The following is a 15782-nucleotide window of genomic DNA, read 5'->3' on the forward strand; positions in this document are numbered from 1 at the left end:
AGGAAAGGACTGGCGATGACACGATCCGAGGTCGTACTGGTCGGGGTGGACGGATCGGCCGCGAGTCTGCACGCGCTGGACTGGGCTACCGCCTACGCGCACCGCGTGGGCTGGGCGCTGCACATCGTGTGCAGCTACTCACTGCCGTCGTTCACCGCCGCGTCGCTCGACGGCGGATACGCCGCCCTGGACGACACCACGATCCAGGAGGGCGCGAAGGCGGTCCTGGTCGAGGCGGAGAACCGCGTGGCCGACGCGGGGGTCCGCGCCACCACGGAGGTCGCGACCGGTGACGCCGCGGGCGTGCTCGTGGAGCTGTCCGCCGACTACGGGCTCGCCGTGGTCGGGACCCGGGGCCGGGGCGGGTTCACGGAGCGGCTGCTGGGCACGGTGTCGTCCGCGCTCCCCGCGCACGCGAAGTGCCCGGTGGTGGTGGTGCCGCTGCGCGCCGAGACCAACCGCGGCGTCTCCTGGACGCCGCCGGACCTCGCGGCGGACGAGCCGGCCGGTGCGCCGGCCGCCCTGGACGCCGAGGCGGGCGGGGTCGCCGAGATCCGGGAGGTGCGCCGCATCGTCGTCGGCGTGGACGGGTCGCCGCAGGCCGAGCGGGCGCTGCAGCACGCGATCGTGCAGGCCAACGCGTGGGGTGCGGAGCTGACCGCCGTCACGGGCGTGCCCGTGGGCAACGCCGGGATGCTGGCGTGGCTGCCGTCCTCGATCGACCGGGAGCAGGTGCTGGCCGACATCGGGGCCGGCATGGACGTGCTGATCGACCGGTACGAGGCGCAGAACCCCGGGCTGCGGATCCGGCGGATCGTGCTCGACGGCACGGGCGCCGAGCTGCTGACGGAGTTCTCGACGGCGTCGGACCTCGTGGTCGTCGGCTCGCGCGGTCGCGGCGGCTTCCGCGGGCTGCTGCTGGGCTCGACGAGCCAGGCCGTGCTGCACCACGCGGCGTGCCCGGTGCTCGTGGTGAACAAGCACTGCCCGGACTGACCCGCGCGGTGTCCCGGAACGTGTCAGACCCTCAGGTCACCCGGGTGACCTGAGGGTCTGACACGTCGGCGGGCCGGTGGGTCAGGCCTGGTGCGCGGCCTCGGCGGCCGCGAGGAGCACGCAGGTCGCGACGCCGTCCATCGCCGTGCGGACCTCGTCCAGCGGGGGCATCGACGGCGCCAGGCGCACGTTCTTGTCCTGCGGGTCCTTGCCGTACGGGTGGGTGGCGCCGGCGGGGGTCAGGGCGATCCCGGCCGCCTTGGCGAGCTGGACCACGCGGGCCGCCGTGCCCGGCGCGACGTCGAGCGACACGAAGTAGCCGCCCTTGGGCTCGGTCCACGACGCGATGCCGTAGCCGCCCAGCCGCTCGGTCAGGATCTCGACCACGGCCTCGAACTTGGGCGCCAGGATCGCGCGGTGCTTGCGCATGTGCTCGCGCACGCCGTCGGCCGAGCCGAAGAACATCGCGTGCCGCAGGTGGTTGATCTTGTCGGGGCCGATCGAGGCGACCGACAGGTGCTTCTTGAACCAGGCGATGTTGGCCGGCGAGCTGCCCAGGAATGCGACACCCGCGCCCGCGAACGTGATCTTGGACGTGGACGCGAACAGGAGCACGCGGTCCGGGTGGCCGGCCTCGGCGGCCAGTGCGATGGCGTTCGGGCTGGTCACCTCGTCGTCGGTCAGGTGGTGCACCGCGTACGCGTTGTCCCACAGGATCCGGAAGTCCGGCGCGGCCGCGGGCATGGAGACCAGCGCGCGGGCGACCTCGGCGCTGATGACCGCGCCGTCCGGGTTGGAGTAGGTGGGGACCACCCACATGCCCTTGATGGTGGGGTCCGCGGCGACGAGCGCGGCCACGGCCTCGGCGTCCGGGCCGTCCGCCGTCATCGGGACGGGGATCATCTCGATGCCGAACGCCTCGCAGATCGTGAAGTGCCGGTCGTAGCCCGGCACCGGGCAGATCCAGCGCACCTTCTCCTCGCGTGACCAGGGCTTCGGCGAGTCGGGGAAGCCGAACAGCTCCGCGAAGGCGACGACGTCGTGCATGGACGTGAGCGAGGCGTTCCCGCCCGCGAGGAGCTGCTCGACGGGTACGTCGAGGAGCTCGGCGAAGATGCGGCGGATCGTGATGCCGCCGTCCAGCCCGCCGTAGTTGCGCGTGTCCGTGCCGGACTCGTCGGCGTGCACGCCGACGCCGGGCAGGGCCAGCATCGGCTCGGCGAGATCGAGCTGCTCGGCCGACGGCTTACCGCGCGTGAGATCCAACTTCAGGCCCTTGGCCTGAAGCTCGGCGTACGCCTGCTGGAGCTCCGCGAGTGCGGGCAGTGTTGCGGTGTTGTGGGACGACGTCGTAGTGGTCACCCCCGGGAGCCTACGCTCAGCCGGCGGCCGGTGACAGCCTGGACCGGCGTCGCTTGCGCGGCGGGGCCGGCTTCTCGTCCGGGATGTCCGCCGTGTCTGTGGACGGGGTGGTTTCGACGGCGGCATCGGCCGTCGCCGGCTCCTCGGGTTCCGCCGGACCCTCGTCCTTCTGCCGCTCTGCGGCCGCCGGCTTCTCGGCGTCCTGGACCGGCTCCTCGGCGTCCTGGACCCGCTCGTCCCCGTCCTGGGCCGCCGGCTCCTCCGCGTCCTGGACCGGCTCCTCCGCGTGGGCCTCGCCGTCCGAGCCGTCGTCGTCGGAACCCTCGCCCGAGCCGCCGTCGGGGCCGCCGTCCCGCAGCGCCACCAGGGACTCCTCCAGGATGTCCAGCGCCATCTCCAGCTCGGGCTGCACGATCGACAGCGGCGGCGACAGGCGGATCGTCGCGTCGTGCGTGTCCTTCGCGAGGACGCCGCGCTCCAGCAGGGCCTCGCACAGCTCGCGGCCCGTGCCGAGCGACGGGTCCACGTCGATCCCCGCCCAGAGCCCCACGCAGCGCGCCCCGGTCAGCAGGCCCTGGTCCACGAGCGCGTCGAGCCGCTCCTTGAGCACCCGGCCCGACGCCGCCGCGCGCGCCTGGTACTGCCCCGTCGAGAGCAGGTCGAGGGCCGCGACGCCGACCGCGCACGCCAGCGGGTTGCCGCCGAACGTCGACCCGTGCGTGCCGGGCGTCAGGACGCCCAGGATCTCCGGCTTGCCGACCACCGCCGAGACCGGGACGATTCCGCCGCCCAGCGCCTTGCCCAGACAGACCAGGTCCGGCTGCACGTCCCAGAGCTCACAGGCCAGGGTGGTGCCGGTGCGGCCGAGGCCCGACTGGATCTCGTCGGCGACCAGGGCGATGTTCTTCTCCGCGGTGAGGGCGCGCAGGCCCGGCCAGAAGTCGTCCGGCGGCACCACCACACCGGCCTCGCCCTGCACCGGCTCCATCAGCACGGCCACCGTCGTGTCGTCCACGGCGTCGGCCACCGCGGCCAGGTCGCCGAACGGCACCCGGACGAAGCCCGGGGCGAACGGGCCGAACCCGTCGCGGGCGACCGGGTCGTCCGACAGGCCGACCAGCGTGGTGGTGCGGCCGTGGAAGTTGCCGCCGGCGACCACGATCGTCGCCTGGTCCGCGGGCACGCCGCGCACGTCGTAGCCCCACTTGCGGACCGCCTTGATCGCGGTCTCCACGGCCTCGGCGCCGGTGTTCATCGGCACCACGAGGCTGTCCTCGCCGCCGGTCGTCAGCGGCCCCACGACCTCGACGAGCCGCTGGGCGAACTCCTCGAGCCGGTCGTGGTCGAACGCACGGGACGTGAGCGTGACCTGGCGCAGCTGCGTCATCGCAGCCGCCACCAGTCCTTGGTGCAGGTGCCCGAAGTTCAGGGCCGAGTACCCCGACAGGAAGTCGAGGAACTCGTTGCCGTCGGTGTCCCATACGTGTGTACCGTGCGCCCGCGCGATCGTGACCGGCAGGGGGTGGTACGTCGGGGCGAGTGCGCCGTGCGTCGTGTCCGCCATGACCCGCAGCCTAGGTCGGGTCCCGGGATCCTGCCGGTCCGCTCGCGGATATTGACAACCCGGACCGCGCGGCGCCCCGGCGACGGCCTATCTCTGCTCGATGACGCGGGGGAACCGCTCCGGCGGGGGACCGAACGCGGCGCGGGACTGCGCGATCACGGTGTGGCCGAGCGCGCGTGCTCCGATCAGGCCGACCACGGCGCCGATGCCGAACGGCAGGATGCGGCCGAGCAGCAGGCTGCCCTGCTTGGCGATCTGCTTCTTGATGAACTGGTGCGTCAGCGCCTTGTTCACGCGCTGCAGCGTGCCGCGCGGCATGCTCGTGAGCAGCACCTTGCCCCACGCGACGCCCGACCCGCCGATCGCGTCCTCGACGTCCTTCGCGCCCTTGTCACCGAGCACCGTGGCGAGCAGCAGCGCCCGCCGGCGTGGGACGTCCTGCACGTCGATCCCGTGCACGTCGGCCACCGCGAGCGAGAACGCCGCGGACGACGCGAAGAACGTCGCCACGTCGCTCGTCGACAGCGCGACGCTCGCGGCCGTGCCGACCGCCGGGATCGCGGCGGCCGCGCCCACCGCGCTGCCCGTGGTCTGGATGACCCGCAGGTACTCCTTCTCCAGCAGCCGGATGATCTCTGCCGGTGAGGCGTCGGGGTTCCTGGCGCGCACCTTGTCCACATGCTTGTGGATGGTCGCCGACGGGATGGTCACCGCCCGGTCGACCAGGTGGTCCAGCGGCCCGTCCGGTTTGTAGTTGAGCCAGTCCGCCTTGGTGACCTGCAGCGAGTCGTCCGGCTTGACCAGGGCGTCGCCCGGCGTCGCCCGGCCGTTGGACTCGGCCGCGGTCAGCTTCTTGTCGTCGGTCATGTCAGCCCTCCGGCTGGTTGAACTGCGCGTCCGGGATCTGGGCGCCCGCCTTGAGCGTGCGGCCCACCGTGCATGCCTTGTCGATCGATCGCTGGGCGATCGTCAGGAGCTTTGCCCGGTCCTCGTCGTCGAGGGCGGACAGGTCGATCTCGAACTTCTCGGTGAGCACCGGGTACCGGTCCTCGGCCATGTCCTTCGGGTCCTCGACCCGGATGGTGGTCTTGTAGTCGTCACCCAGACGGCGCGAGAACGCACGGTCGCTGCTCATCCCGGCGCACGCCGCGAGCGCGATCTTCAGCAGCTCGCCCGGCGTGAACACCGCGCCGGCGCTCGCCGGCCCGATCTCGACGCGGGCACCGCGGGCGGAGAAGCCCGTGTACGTCCGTGTGCCGTTGCGCTCCACCCACAGCGGGTCGGTGGGCGAGGGGGTCACGGCGTCCTCGGTGCGCGCGGCGTCCGGGGTCGTGGTCTGCTCCGTCATGGGGGTAATCCTTCCACTGGTCACCGACACGGTCACGGAGCTGGGCGCAGCGCGTCCCGGTCGGTCGCCTCGTGGTCAACGCGAACGGCGTCCGCGACGTTCCCGCTCGCCGCGCGGACCGGCCCGCTCGCCGCGCAGATCCACCCCTGCGCTGCGACGATTCTGCGATGGGGGAGAACGTGAGCGGGACGCCGGCTGCGCCCGGCCCGGCGTCGGACAGCGGGAGCACGACGCCGGAGGGCGGGAAGGTCCTGTGGACGCCGGACTGGCGGGACGTCGTGAAGCGGCTGCTCGGTGTGGCGGGTGTGGTCCTGGCCGTGTGGCTGATCTACCTGTTCCTCGACGCGTTCCTGCCGCGCTGGTGGGCGCAGGTGATCGGCAACGCCGTGGACGGGTCGTTCGCCGCGGGCGCCTGGTGGGGGCTGGTGATCGGCGCCGTGTTCACGCTGGTCCCGGTGCTGTTCCTCGCGCAGGCGGTGCTCACCAGGCGGTCGTGGCAGGTGCGCGGCGGGTACCTCGCGGCGGCGGTCGTGTTCGCCGTGCCGAACCTGCTGACCCTGGGCATCGTGCTGGGCACCTCCAAGGCGGCGCACGCCGGCGAGCGGATCCTCGACGTGGACGGTCCCGCGTTCCGCGGGGGGTCGGCGTGGGGCGCGGTGGCAGGTGGCGTGGTGGCGCTCGTGATCGTGACGATGACCGTGCTCTACCGACGGCGCGGGGCCCACATCAAGGAGCTGCGGGCGCAGCAGGGCTGACGGCGGCAGGTCTCCGGGGCTCGCGCGAGGGGCGGACGTAGGCTTGCCCCCATGACCGAGATCGACACCCCGTACGAGGACCTGCTCCGCGACGTGCTCGCCACCGGGACCCGCAAGGGCGACCGGACCGGCACGGGCACGCGCAGCGTGTTCGGGCGGCAGATCCGGTACGACCTGGCGCAGGGGTTCCCGCTGATCACCACCAAGCGCGTGCACCTCAAGTCGGTCGTGTACGAGCTGCTGTGGTTCCTGCGCGGCGACTCCAACGTGCACTGGCTGCAGGAGCGCGGCGTGAAGATCTGGGACGACTGGGCCGACGAGTCCGGCGAGCTGGGCCCGGTGTACGGCGTCCAGTGGCGCTCCTGGCCCACGCCCGACGGCGGGCACGTGGACCAGATCGCGAAGGTCGTCGAGCAGATCCGCACCAACCCGGACTCGCGGCGGCACGTCGTCACGGCCTGGAACCCGGCCGAGGTGGACGACATGGCCCTGCCGCCGTGCCACGCCCTGTTCCAGTTCTACGTGGCCGACGGCAAGCTGAGCTGCCAGCTCTACCAGCGCTCGGCGGACCTGTTCCTCGGGGTGCCGTTCAACATCGCCTCCTACGCGCTGCTCACGCACATGGTCGCGGCGCAGACCGGCCTCGACGTCGGCGAGTTCGTGTGGACCGGCGGCGACGTGCACATCTACGACAACCACGTGGAGCAGGTCGAGACGCAGCTCGCGCGCGACCCGTACCCGTACCCGTCGCTGCGGCTGGCCCCGCGCGACTCGATCTTCGACTACGAGTTCGAGGACGTCGAGGTGCTGGGCTACGTGTCGCACCCCACCATCAAGGCCCCGATCGCCGTCTGATGATCGGGCTCATCTGGGGACAGGCGCGCGACGCCGCAGGCCGGTCCGTCATCGGCGCGGGCGGCGACATCCCGTGGCACGTGCCGGAGGACTTCGCGCACTTCAAGCGGACGACGGCGGGACACCCCGTGGTGATGGGCCGGCTCACGTGGGAGTCGCTGCCCAAGCGGCCCCTGCCCGGCCGGACCAACATCGTGGTCTCGTCGCGCGGTGCCCACGGGGTGCCGGACGCCGCCGACGGCGTCGTGGCGGCCGGGACGCTCGGCGAGGCGCTCACGGTGGCCGCCGACGCACCCGGCGGGGACGAGATCTGGGTGATCGGCGGGTCGCAGGTCTACCACGAGGCGATGCCTGTCGCCGACGTCCTGGAGGTCAGCGAGATCAACACGGAGGTCGAGGGCGACGTCTACGCCCCGGAGATCGGCCCGGAGTGGTCGGTCGCCGCCGCGACGGACTGGACGACGTCGTCCTCCGGGCTGCGGTTCCGGCACCTGACCTACCGCCGCGCGGGGTAGCCCCGCGCGGCGGACGAGCAGGTCAGACCAGGTCGCGGACCGCCGCGTACTGCTCGCGCACGACCGGCTTCGGGTCGGCCGCGAGGGTCGTCGCGATCGTCGTCGACCAGGCGGGGGGCGCGACGTCGGCCGAGCCGTCCGCGGCGGAGGATGCCGCGAGCGTCCAGGCCGCCTGACGCGCGGCGCCGTCGGCCACGTACTCGCCCGGCTCGGGGATACCGATGGGGAGCCCGAAGACCTGCGGGGCGATCTGCTGCACGGCGGGGGACTGGGCCGCCCCACCGATCAGCATCACGCGCTCCACCGAGACACCCTGCGCCCGCAGCGCGTCGAGGCCGTCCGCGAGCCCGCACAGCATGCCCTCGATGTAGGCGCGGGCCAGGTGGGAGCGGGTCGACGTGGCCAGGCGGATGCCGTGCAGCGTGCCGGTCGCGTCGGGCCGGTTGGGCGTGCGCTCGCCCTCCAGGTACGGCACGAGCACGAGGCCGTCGGAGCCGGGCGGGGCCTGGAGCGCGAGCCCGGCCAGCTCGTCGAAGTCGACGCCGAGCACCTCGCGGGCCGCGTCGAGCACGCGCGCCGCGTTGAGCGTGACGGCGAGCATGAGCGCGTTGCCGGTCGCGTCGGCGAAGCCGTTGATAGCGCCGGAACCGTCGGCGGTGCGCTTGGGGGCGACGGCGGAGACGACGCCCGACGTGCCGATCGAGATGGCGATGTCGCCCGGCGTCATGCCGAGCCCGAGGGACGCGCCGGCGTTGTCGCCCGCGCCGGGCCCGATGAGGGCGCCGCCGTCGACGTCGGAGCCCGCGACGGACGGGTGCGCCACAGCGCCGGCCTCGGCCGCGCCGACGACGCGCGGCAGCACCACGTCGGTGCGGCCCAGGGCACGTTCGAGCAGGTCGGCGCGGTACTCGCCGACGGCGGCGTCGTAGTACCCGGTGCCCGAGGCGTCCGAGCGGTCCGTGAACAGCTTGTCGAGCTGCGGCCCCAGCGGCGCCGTCGGGTCGCCCGCGGGCCCGTACCCCGCGATGCGCCAGGACAGCCAGTCGTGGGGGAGCGCGACGGCGGCGACGCGCGCCGCGTTCTCCGGCTCGTTGTCGTGCAGCCAGCGCAGCTTGGTGACGGTGAGGGAGGCGACGAGCACCGAGCCGACGGCGTCGGCCCAGGCCTGGGCGCCCGCCGCGCGGTCGCCGTCGCCCAGCTCGGTGATCAGGGCCTCGGCCGACGGAGCGGAGCGGTTGTCGTTCCACAGCAGCGCCGGCCGGACGACGTTGCCGTCGGCGTCGAGCGTGACCATGCCGTGCTGCTGGCCGCCCACGGACAGGGCCGCGACGTCGGCCAGGCCGCCCGCGGCGGCCGCCGCCTCCTGGAAGGCGTCCCACCAGCGCCGCGGGTCCACCTCCGTGCCGTCCGGGTGCTTGGCGGAGCCGGTCCGGACCAGCGCTCCGGTCTCGGCGTCGCGCACGACGATCTTGCAGGACTGCGTGGACGTGTCCACACCGGCGACGAGGGGCATCGGTGCTCCAGGAGGTGGTTCGTGAGGGGGAGAGGCGACTGACACGCTACCGCGCTGGGTTCAGGCGCCGGACCGTCCCCGCACGTGTCAGACGCACAGGTCACCCGGGTGACCTGTACGTCTGACACGTGCGGGGACGGGGCGGGTCAGCCGATCAGGTGGTTCAGGGCGAGCTGGTGCAGACGGACCAGGCCGTAGTCCCGCTCGGCCAGGGCGTCGACGTCGGGGTCGGCCTCGGCGAGGAAGGAGTCGAACGACTCGCCCTCGGCCAGCGTCGACTGGCCGAGCTCGAAGATCCCGGCGTGCTCGAAGGCGGCCTGGACCTCGGGGTCCTCGCGGTACTGCTTCGCCTTGGCGGCGAGCAGGTCGTACGTCTTCATGTTGGCCGCGGCCGACTCCCACACGCCGTCGAGGTACTCGGTGCGCGAGGGCTTGTAGTCGAAGTGGCGCGGGCCCTCGTAGCGGGGGCCGCCGTTCGGGAAGCCGTTCTCCAGCAGGTCCACCGTGAAGAACGCGGAGAGCAGGTCACCGTGGCCGAACACGAGGTCCTGGTCGTACTTGGGGCCGTGCTGACCGTTGAGGTCGATGTGGAACAGCTTGCCCACGTGCAGCGCCAGGGCGATGCCGTGCGTGTAGTTCAGGCCGGCCATCTGCTCGTGGCCCACCTCGGGGTTGAGGCCCACGATGTCGGCGTTGTCGAGCGAGTCGATCAGCGCGATGGCGTGACCGATCGTCGGCAGGAAGATGTCGCCGCGCGGCTCGTTGGGCTTGGGCTCCAGGGCGATCTTGAGCCCGTAGCCCTTCTCCTTGATGTACGAGGCGACGGTGTCGATGCCCTCGGCGTAGCGCGCGTGCGCGGCGTTGAGGTCCTTCGAGTTGTCGTACTCGGTACCCTCGCGGCCACCCCACATGACGAACGTGGACGCGCCCATGTCGGCGGCCAGGTCGACGTTGCGCAGCACCTTGCGCAGGCCGAAGCGGCGCACGTCGCGGTTGTTGGACGTGAACGCGCCGTCCTTGAAGACGGGGTGCGTGAACGTGTTGGTGGTGACCATCTCGCAGACCAGGCCGGTGTCGGCGGAGGCCTTCTTGACGGAGTCGATGTGCTTCTGGCGCTCGGCGTCGTCCGAGCCGAAGGGGTAGACGTCGTTGTCGTGGAACGTGAAGCCCCAGGCACCGAGGTCGGCGAGCTTGCGGACCGACTCGGCCGGGTCCAGCTCGGGGCGGGTCGCCGTACCGAAGGGGTCGGCGGCGGGCCAGCCGACGGTCCACAGGCCGAACGAGTACTTGATGTCGCTCACGGGGTCTCCTCATCGAGGGCGGCCCCGGCATGCGGCGCCGCATTTGTTGTACGGATGAACTATTACGCGGGCCTCGGCTAGAGTCAAGGCGTGACCACCGCCGGGACCGCACACGAGACCACGACGCGGACGGGCCCCGCCGCGGCCCGCCAGCACTCCCTGCGCGAGCACAACCTGGAGCTCGTCGCCCGCGCCGTGTTCGAGGGGCCGGAACCACTCTCGCGCGCGGGGGTGGCCGCCGCGACCGGTCTGGCTCGCGCCACGGTGTCCACGCTGGTGGACCAGCTCGTGGCCGCCCGGCTCGTCCGCGAGCTGCCCGCCGTGACCGGCGGCCGGGCCGGACGGCCCGCCGTCCCGCTGGTCCCGGCGCCGCGGTCCGTGGTGGGCCTCGGGCTCGAGGTGAACGTCGACTACCTCGGCGCGCGTGTGCTCGATCTCACCGGCGACGTCGTGGTCGACCGCGTGGTCCCGGGCGCGCTCCACGACAGCGACCCGGCCGTGGTGCTGCGGCGGCTCGGCGAGCTCGCCCGCGAGGTGTCCGACGGCGTCGCCGCCTCCGGCATGACCGTCGCCGGCGCGCGGCTCGCCCTGCCCGGCCTGGTGGACCCTCGCACCGGCCTGCTCGAGGTCGCGCCCAACCTGGGCTGGTCCACGCTCGACCCGGTCCCGCCGCTCGGCCTCGGCGACCTGCCCGTCCGCATCGCCAACGAGGCCAAGCTCGCGGCGCTCGCGGAGCTCGCCGGCGGCTCCGACGTCGCGGCGCCGGACTCGTTCGTCTTCGTCTCGGGCGATGTCGGCATCGGCGCCGCCATCGTCGTCGACCGGGCGCTCTTCCTGGGGGAGCGGGGCTGGAACGGCGAGATCGGGCATGTCGTCGTCGACCCCGCCGGGCCGCGCTGCTCCTGCGGCGCGTTCGGCTGCCTGGAGCAGTACGCCGGCAAGGAGGCGATGATGCGCGCGGCCGGCCTACCGACGGACGCCCCGCTCGCCGCGCTCGTCGCCCTGCTCACCGAGCGGGACGCCGCCGCCCGCGGCGGTTCCGGCGTCGTCGCGCGCGCTGGGTCCGCCGCCGCAGCCCTGCCCGCCGGCCGCGCCCTCGGCTCGGCGCTCGCGGACTTCGTGAACCTGCTCGACGTGTCCACCATCGTGCTGGGCGGCGCCTACACCGAGCTGCTGCCGTGGCTCCGCGCCGACGTCGAGGCCGTGCTCGCCGACCGCGTGCTCGCCGCGCCGTTCGTCGACCTGGAGGTGCGGGCTGCGCAGGCCGGCCCGCAGGCCGCGCTCACGGGCGGCGCGCGCGAGGTGCTGCGCGCGGTGCTCGCGGACCCGGCCGCCTGGGTCTGACGCGGGGCCGCCGCCGGGCCGTGGCGGGCCTGGCGCAGGTCCGACCAGCGGTTACATCTCGTCCGGGGCGTCGATCGGGCCGAGCGTGATCGCCGGCGCGTCGGCGGGCTCCTCCAGCGTCTCGACCGGCTCGTCCTCGCGGCCCAGCAGCCGGGCGACGGCGCCGTCGAGCATCTCGGTGATGACCGTGACCAGGCCGTCCTCGTCCCGCGCCTCCAGCCGCTCGACGATCACGGCGTGCGCGTCGGCCGTGTCCTTGCGCACCACGTACTCGTCGCTCACGGAGAACGTGGCCATCCGCACCTCGACGATGAGGGTGGTCATCCAGCGGGTGAGCCAGGGGTTGCCCGTCGCGGCGACGAGCGCCCAGTGCAGGTTCAGGTCGGCGCCGCCGACGCGGCGTGCGTCGCCCGTGCGGTCCGCGCCCACGAGCTCGTCGTGGGCGCGGCGCACGGTCGCCAGGGCGTCGTCGTTCCCGGACCGGACGAGCAGGCGCGCCGCAGTGATCTCCACCGACTTGCGGGCCTCGTAGAGGGCCGGGAGCCGCTCCCGGGAGATGGTCGCCACACGCATGCCGCGCCCCGGGGTCGCGACCAGCAGTCCCTCCTGGACCAGGCGCTGGGCGGCCTCCCGCAGCGGGCCGCGGCTCACGCCGAGCTGGGTCGCGACCTCGACCTCCCGGATCGGCGAGCCGACGGCGAGCACGCCCGCGTACACGGCGTTGCGCAGCTCGGTCTGGATCAGGTCGACGGTCGAGGGACGCGTCACACGCGAGAAGGACGGCGCGGTCGCCAGGGTGGCCCGTGGCGGGTGGGACATCGGTGCTCCTTCCGTGGGCGCAACGTCGATGACGTCGATGACGACCATCATCGCCGGTGCGCGGACATCTGTGTGGCCACGGCGGTAGCAGGGGTGGCGCCGGCCGGGTGAACTTGCAGATTGTAGACAATCCTAATGTCGAACACTAGATTGTCTGAACGTCGCCATCCCGCTACGGTGGCGAGTCGTCCGTGAACTCCAGCCCACCCGGTCTTTGCCATGTCCGCCGGGTGGCGTGAAGGGAACCATGTCTAGATCAAGCGTCCGCCCGCTCCGCCGGGCCGTCCTCGCCGCAGGGTCCGTACTCACCCTGGTCGCGCTGGGCGCGTGCACGTCGACAGCCCCGGAGGATGCCGGTGGCGCCCTGCAGCAGCTCCAGGACGACGGTGCCATCACCGTCGCGTTCAACGGTGAGGAGCCGTACTCCTACGAGGACGGCGGCGAGCTGACCGGAGCCACCATCAAGCTGAACGAGGCGATCTTCGGCGAGCTCGGCATCGACACCGTCGAGGGCGTGCAGACGGAGTGGAACTCGCTCATCCCCGGCCTGACCGCGGGCCGGTACGACGCTGTGAGCGCGGGGATGTCGATCCTCCCCGAGCGCTGCTCCGAGGCCATCTTCTCCGAGCCCGAGATCATGTACACGACCGCGTTCCTGACGCCGACAGGCAACCCCGACAACCTGACGGACATGCAGTCCGCCAAGGACGCCGGCGTGAAGCTCGCCGTGCTCAGCGGCGCCATCGAGGAGGGCTACACCACGTCCCTCGGGATCGAGACGGTCAAGGTCGGCTCGCCGCAGGACGCGCTCGACGCCGTCACCTCGGGCCGCGCCGACGCGTCGGCGCTGACCGCCATCTCGCTCAACGCGCTGGTGGCCCGCTCGAAGGCCGACGTCGAGGTCACCGACTCCTTCGTCGCCGTCATCGACGGCGTGCCGCAGATCGGTGCGGGTGCCACGGTCTTCCCGAAGGGGGAGGAGGACCTCCGCGACGCCTACAACGAGAAGCTCGCCGAGATCGTCTCCGACGAGGACCGCTGGATGGAGATCGCAGGCCCGTTCGGCTTCACCGCCGCCGAGCGTCCCGTCGAGGGCCTGACCGCCGAGAAGCTCTGTGAGGGCGACCTCGAGTCGCTGGCCAAGGACCTGGCCCCGGAGCTCGGCCTGGACGGCTGACCCGGCACGTGTCCGACAACATGCAAGAGCTCGTCGACCTGCTGCCGCAGCTCGGCGAAGGGATTCTCGTCACTCTCGAGCTCACGATCGCCGGTGCGGCACTCGCCCTGATCATCGCGTTCATCCTCGGGCTGGGCTCGCGGGCCCGGACCAGGTGGGCGCGGGTGCCGTCCCGGGTGGTCGTGGAGTTCTTCCGCGGCACCTCGCTCGTGGTGCAGATCTTCTGGCTGTACTACGTGCTGCCGCTCCCGCCGTTCTACGTGGAGCTCGACCCGCTGGCCTGCGGCATCCTCGCCCTCGGCCTCAACTACGGCGCCTACGCCGCCGAGGTGGTGCGCGGCTCGATCAACTCCGTGCCCACCGGGCAGTGGGAGGCGGCCACGGCGCTCGACCTGGGTGGTGTGCACCGGCTGCGCCGCGTGATCCTGCCGCAGGCCTGGCCGCTGATGATGCCCATGTTCACCAACCTGCTGATCCAGCTCGTCAAGGGTTCGGCCCTGGCGGCCTACATCACGCTGCACGACCTCAACTTCTTCATCGGGGAGCTGCGCAAGGGCACGACGGACACGGTGTTCGCCTACACGGTGGGCCTGCTGCTCTACTTCGTGTTCGCCTACGCGCTGACGCTGATCATGAACGCGCTCGAGGCCCGCGCCAAGAACAAGGTCGGTCAGGGACCGTCGCTGCGCGAGATCCTGCGTCTGACCCCCGTGAGGACCACCGGGACGGAGGTGCGCTCATGAACGACCTCTGGAGCTGGGACCACGCCGCCGCGGTGCTCCCCGACCTGCTCAAGGGCCTGGGCATCACCGTCCTGGCGACCGTGGTGGGCATGATCATCGCCGCGGTCCTGGGGCTCGTCGTCGCCGTCGTGCGCCGGTCCCGCGTCCGCGCCGTCACCATGCCGGTCGGCTTCCTGGTCGAGTTCATCCGGTCCACGCCGCTGCTGGTGCAGCTGGTGTTCGCCAACCTGATGTTCACGCAGTTCCCGTCGCTCGCCGTCGGCTGCGTGGTGCTCGGCATCCACTACGCCACGTACATGTCGGAGGTCTACCGGGCCGGCATCGACGCGGTGCCGGGCGGCCAGTGGGAGGCGGCGGTCGCGCTCGACCTGCCGAGGAGCCGCACCTGGCGTGCGGTGATCCTGCCGCAGGCGATCCGGAACACGCTGCCCGGCCTGGGGAACTACGCGATCTCGATGTTCAAGGAGACGCCGTTCCTGGCCTTCATCTACGTGGTCGAGATGTACGCCGCCGCCCAGGCCTACGGCGGCGCGAACTTCCGCTACATCGAGGCGATCACGCTCGCCGGCCTGCTCTTCCTGCTGGTGAGCTACCCGACCTCGCTGCTCGTCCGCCGAATGGAGAACCGCCTTGCCTGACAACGACCTCACCCCTGCCATCGAGTTCCAGGGCGTCGGCAAGCGCTTCGGGGACAACGTGGTGCTCGACGGCCTGGACTTCACGGTCGCCAAGGGCGACCGCGTCACGCTGATCGGGCCGTCGGGCTCCGGCAAGACCACCATCCTGCGCCTGCTCATGACGCTGGAGGAGGCGAACGACGGCCTGATCCTCGTGGACGGGCAGCCGTACACGCACGAGATCCGTGGCGGAAGGCGCGTCGCGATCCCGGAGAAGCGGCGCAGCCTCGTGCGGCGCCGCGTCGGGATGGTCTTCCAGCAGTTCAACCTGTTCCCCAACATGTCGGTGCTGGAGAACATCATCGAGGCGCCCGTCCATGTGCTCGGCATCTCCAGGGCCCAGGCGGTCGCCCGGGCCGAGGACCTGCTCGAGAAGGTGGGGCTGGCCGACAAGCGGGACGCCCGGTGCACCCAGCTGTCCGGCGGGCAGCAGCAGCGGGTCGCCATCGCGCGGGCCCTGGCCATGGAGCCGGAGATCCTGCTCCTGGACGAGGTGACCTCCGCGCTGGACCCGGAGCTCGTGGCCGACGTGCTCGGGGTGCTCCGGAACATCGCCGAGACCACGGACATCACCATGCTGATCGTCACGCACGAGATGCAGTTCGCCCGGGAGGTCTCCAACCGGGTGCTGATGTTCGACGGCGGCAAGATCATCGAGGAGGCCGACCCGGAGTCGATCTTCACGTCCCCGGAGCACGAACGGACCCAGGAGTTCCTCCGCGCGGTCCTCTGACCGGACCGGCCACCTGACTCGCCACACCTCGACCACCGAGTCAGTGGGTTAGGCCGACCACCCCACTGACTCGCCACCTT

Annotated in this window: 15 protein-coding genes and 1 pseudogene; 9 read left to right on the plus strand and 7 right to left on the minus strand. The window is 72.2% G+C overall.

Annotated elements, in window-relative coordinates:
* Positions 1-15 precede the first annotated feature (15 nt).
* Positions 16-996 carry a universal stress protein gene (locus QRN56_RS17840; RefSeq protein ID WP_285105471.1) on the plus strand — a complete coding sequence of 327 codons (981 nt, stop codon included), beginning with the start codon at positions 16-18 and terminating at the stop codon, positions 994-996.
* Between the two features lie 81 nt (positions 997-1077).
* Here the strand turns inward: QRN56_RS17840 and QRN56_RS17845 are convergent, their stop codons facing one another.
* The 4 genes and pseudogenes from QRN56_RS17845 to QRN56_RS17860 all read right to left on the minus strand — a co-directional run bounded on the left by QRN56_RS17845 (position 1078) and on the right by QRN56_RS17860 (position 5270).
* On the minus strand, positions 1078-2358 hold the full coding sequence (locus tag QRN56_RS17845) for an aspartate aminotransferase type Ic (protein ID WP_285105473.1): 1281 nt from the start codon (positions 2356-2358) through the stop codon (positions 1078-1080).
* Between the two features lie 364 nt (positions 2359-2722).
* A pseudogene (gene rocD / locus QRN56_RS17850) lies at positions 2723-3922 on the minus strand (ornithine--oxo-acid transaminase); the annotation flags it as partial.
* An 87-nt stretch (positions 3923-4009) separates the two neighbouring features.
* A complete protein-coding gene (locus QRN56_RS17855; protein WP_285105475.1) occupies positions 4010-4789 on the minus strand; it encodes a hypothetical protein in 780 nt (259 codons plus the stop codon).
* 1 nt (position 4790) lies between these two features.
* Entirely contained in the window at positions 4791-5270 is a 480-nt protein-coding gene (locus QRN56_RS17860) for an OsmC family protein (RefSeq protein WP_285105476.1), read from the minus strand.
* Positions 5271-5437: 167 nt separating this feature from the next.
* Here QRN56_RS17860 and QRN56_RS17865 point away from each other — a divergent pair, with 167 nt between their 5' ends.
* Genes QRN56_RS17865 through QRN56_RS17875 form a run of 3 tightly spaced genes read left to right on the plus strand, consistent with a single transcriptional unit; the run spans position 5438 to position 7395 of the window.
* Positions 5438-6025 carry a hypothetical protein gene (locus QRN56_RS17865; RefSeq protein WP_285105478.1) on the plus strand — a complete coding sequence of 196 codons (588 nt, stop codon included), beginning with the start codon at positions 5438-5440 and terminating at the stop codon, positions 6023-6025.
* Positions 6026-6076: 51 nt separating this feature from the next.
* Positions 6077-6880 carry a thymidylate synthase gene (locus tag QRN56_RS17870; RefSeq protein ID WP_285105479.1) on the plus strand — a complete coding sequence of 268 codons (804 nt, stop codon included), beginning with the start codon at positions 6077-6079 and terminating at the stop codon, positions 6878-6880.
* Complete coding sequence (locus tag QRN56_RS17875) at positions 6880-7395, plus strand: dihydrofolate reductase (RefSeq protein ID WP_285105481.1); 516 nt, start codon at positions 6880-6882, stop codon at positions 7393-7395. Before QRN56_RS17870 ends, QRN56_RS17875 begins: the two co-directional genes overlap by 1 nt.
* A 22-nt stretch (positions 7396-7417) precedes the next feature.
* Here the strand turns inward: QRN56_RS17875 and xylB are convergent, their stop codons facing one another.
* Both xylB and xylA read right to left on the minus strand, forming a co-directional pair.
* Positions 7418-8908, minus strand: coding sequence for a xylulokinase (gene xylB / locus QRN56_RS17880; protein ID WP_285105483.1), 1491 nt, complete (start codon positions 8906-8908; stop codon positions 7418-7420).
* 146 nt (positions 8909-9054) lie between these two features.
* The gene (gene xylA / locus QRN56_RS17885) at positions 9055-10209 is read right to left on the minus strand and encodes a xylose isomerase (protein WP_132235710.1); all 1155 of its coding nucleotides are present in this window, start codon (positions 10207-10209) and stop codon (positions 9055-9057) included.
* Between the two features lie 90 nt (positions 10210-10299).
* Between xylA and QRN56_RS17890 the strand changes: the two genes are divergently transcribed.
* The gene (locus QRN56_RS17890) at positions 10300-11553 is read left to right on the plus strand and encodes an ROK family transcriptional regulator (protein WP_285105485.1); all 1254 of its coding nucleotides are present in this window, start codon (positions 10300-10302) and stop codon (positions 11551-11553) included.
* Between the two features lie 51 nt (positions 11554-11604).
* On the opposite strand, the gene QRN56_RS17895 is transcribed toward QRN56_RS17890, so the two are convergent.
* Positions 11605-12372 carry a GntR family transcriptional regulator gene (locus QRN56_RS17895; protein ID WP_285105486.1) on the minus strand — a complete coding sequence of 256 codons (768 nt, stop codon included), beginning with the start codon at positions 12370-12372 and terminating at the stop codon, positions 11605-11607.
* A 247-nt stretch (positions 12373-12619) separates the two neighbouring features.
* Here QRN56_RS17895 and QRN56_RS17900 point away from each other — a divergent pair, with 247 nt between their 5' ends.
* Genes QRN56_RS17900 through ehuA form a run of 4 tightly spaced genes read left to right on the plus strand, consistent with a single transcriptional unit; the run spans position 12620 to position 15702 of the window.
* Positions 12620-13549 carry a transporter substrate-binding domain-containing protein gene (locus tag QRN56_RS17900; RefSeq protein ID WP_285105488.1) on the plus strand — a complete coding sequence of 310 codons (930 nt, stop codon included), beginning with the start codon at positions 12620-12622 and terminating at the stop codon, positions 13547-13549.
* 20 nt (positions 13550-13569) lie between these two features.
* Positions 13570-14292, plus strand: coding sequence for an ectoine/hydroxyectoine ABC transporter permease subunit EhuC (gene ehuC / locus QRN56_RS17905; protein ID WP_285105490.1), 723 nt, complete (start codon positions 13570-13572; stop codon positions 14290-14292).
* Complete coding sequence (gene ehuD, locus QRN56_RS17910; protein WP_285105492.1) at positions 14289-14930, plus strand: ectoine/hydroxyectoine ABC transporter permease subunit EhuD; 642 nt, start codon at positions 14289-14291, stop codon at positions 14928-14930. Before ehuC ends, ehuD begins: the two co-directional genes overlap by 4 nt.
* On the plus strand, positions 14923-15702 hold the full coding sequence (gene ehuA / locus QRN56_RS17915; RefSeq protein WP_285105495.1) for an ectoine/hydroxyectoine ABC transporter ATP-binding protein EhuA: 780 nt from the start codon (positions 14923-14925) through the stop codon (positions 15700-15702). The genes ehuD and ehuA overlap by 8 nt, the downstream gene beginning before the upstream one ends.
* Positions 15703-15782: the final 80 nt, after the last annotated feature.

The sequence above is a fragment of the Promicromonospora sp. MEB111 genome (genome assembly GCF_030209445.1).
Lineage (GTDB): Bacteria > Actinomycetota > Actinomycetes > Actinomycetales > Cellulomonadaceae > Promicromonospora.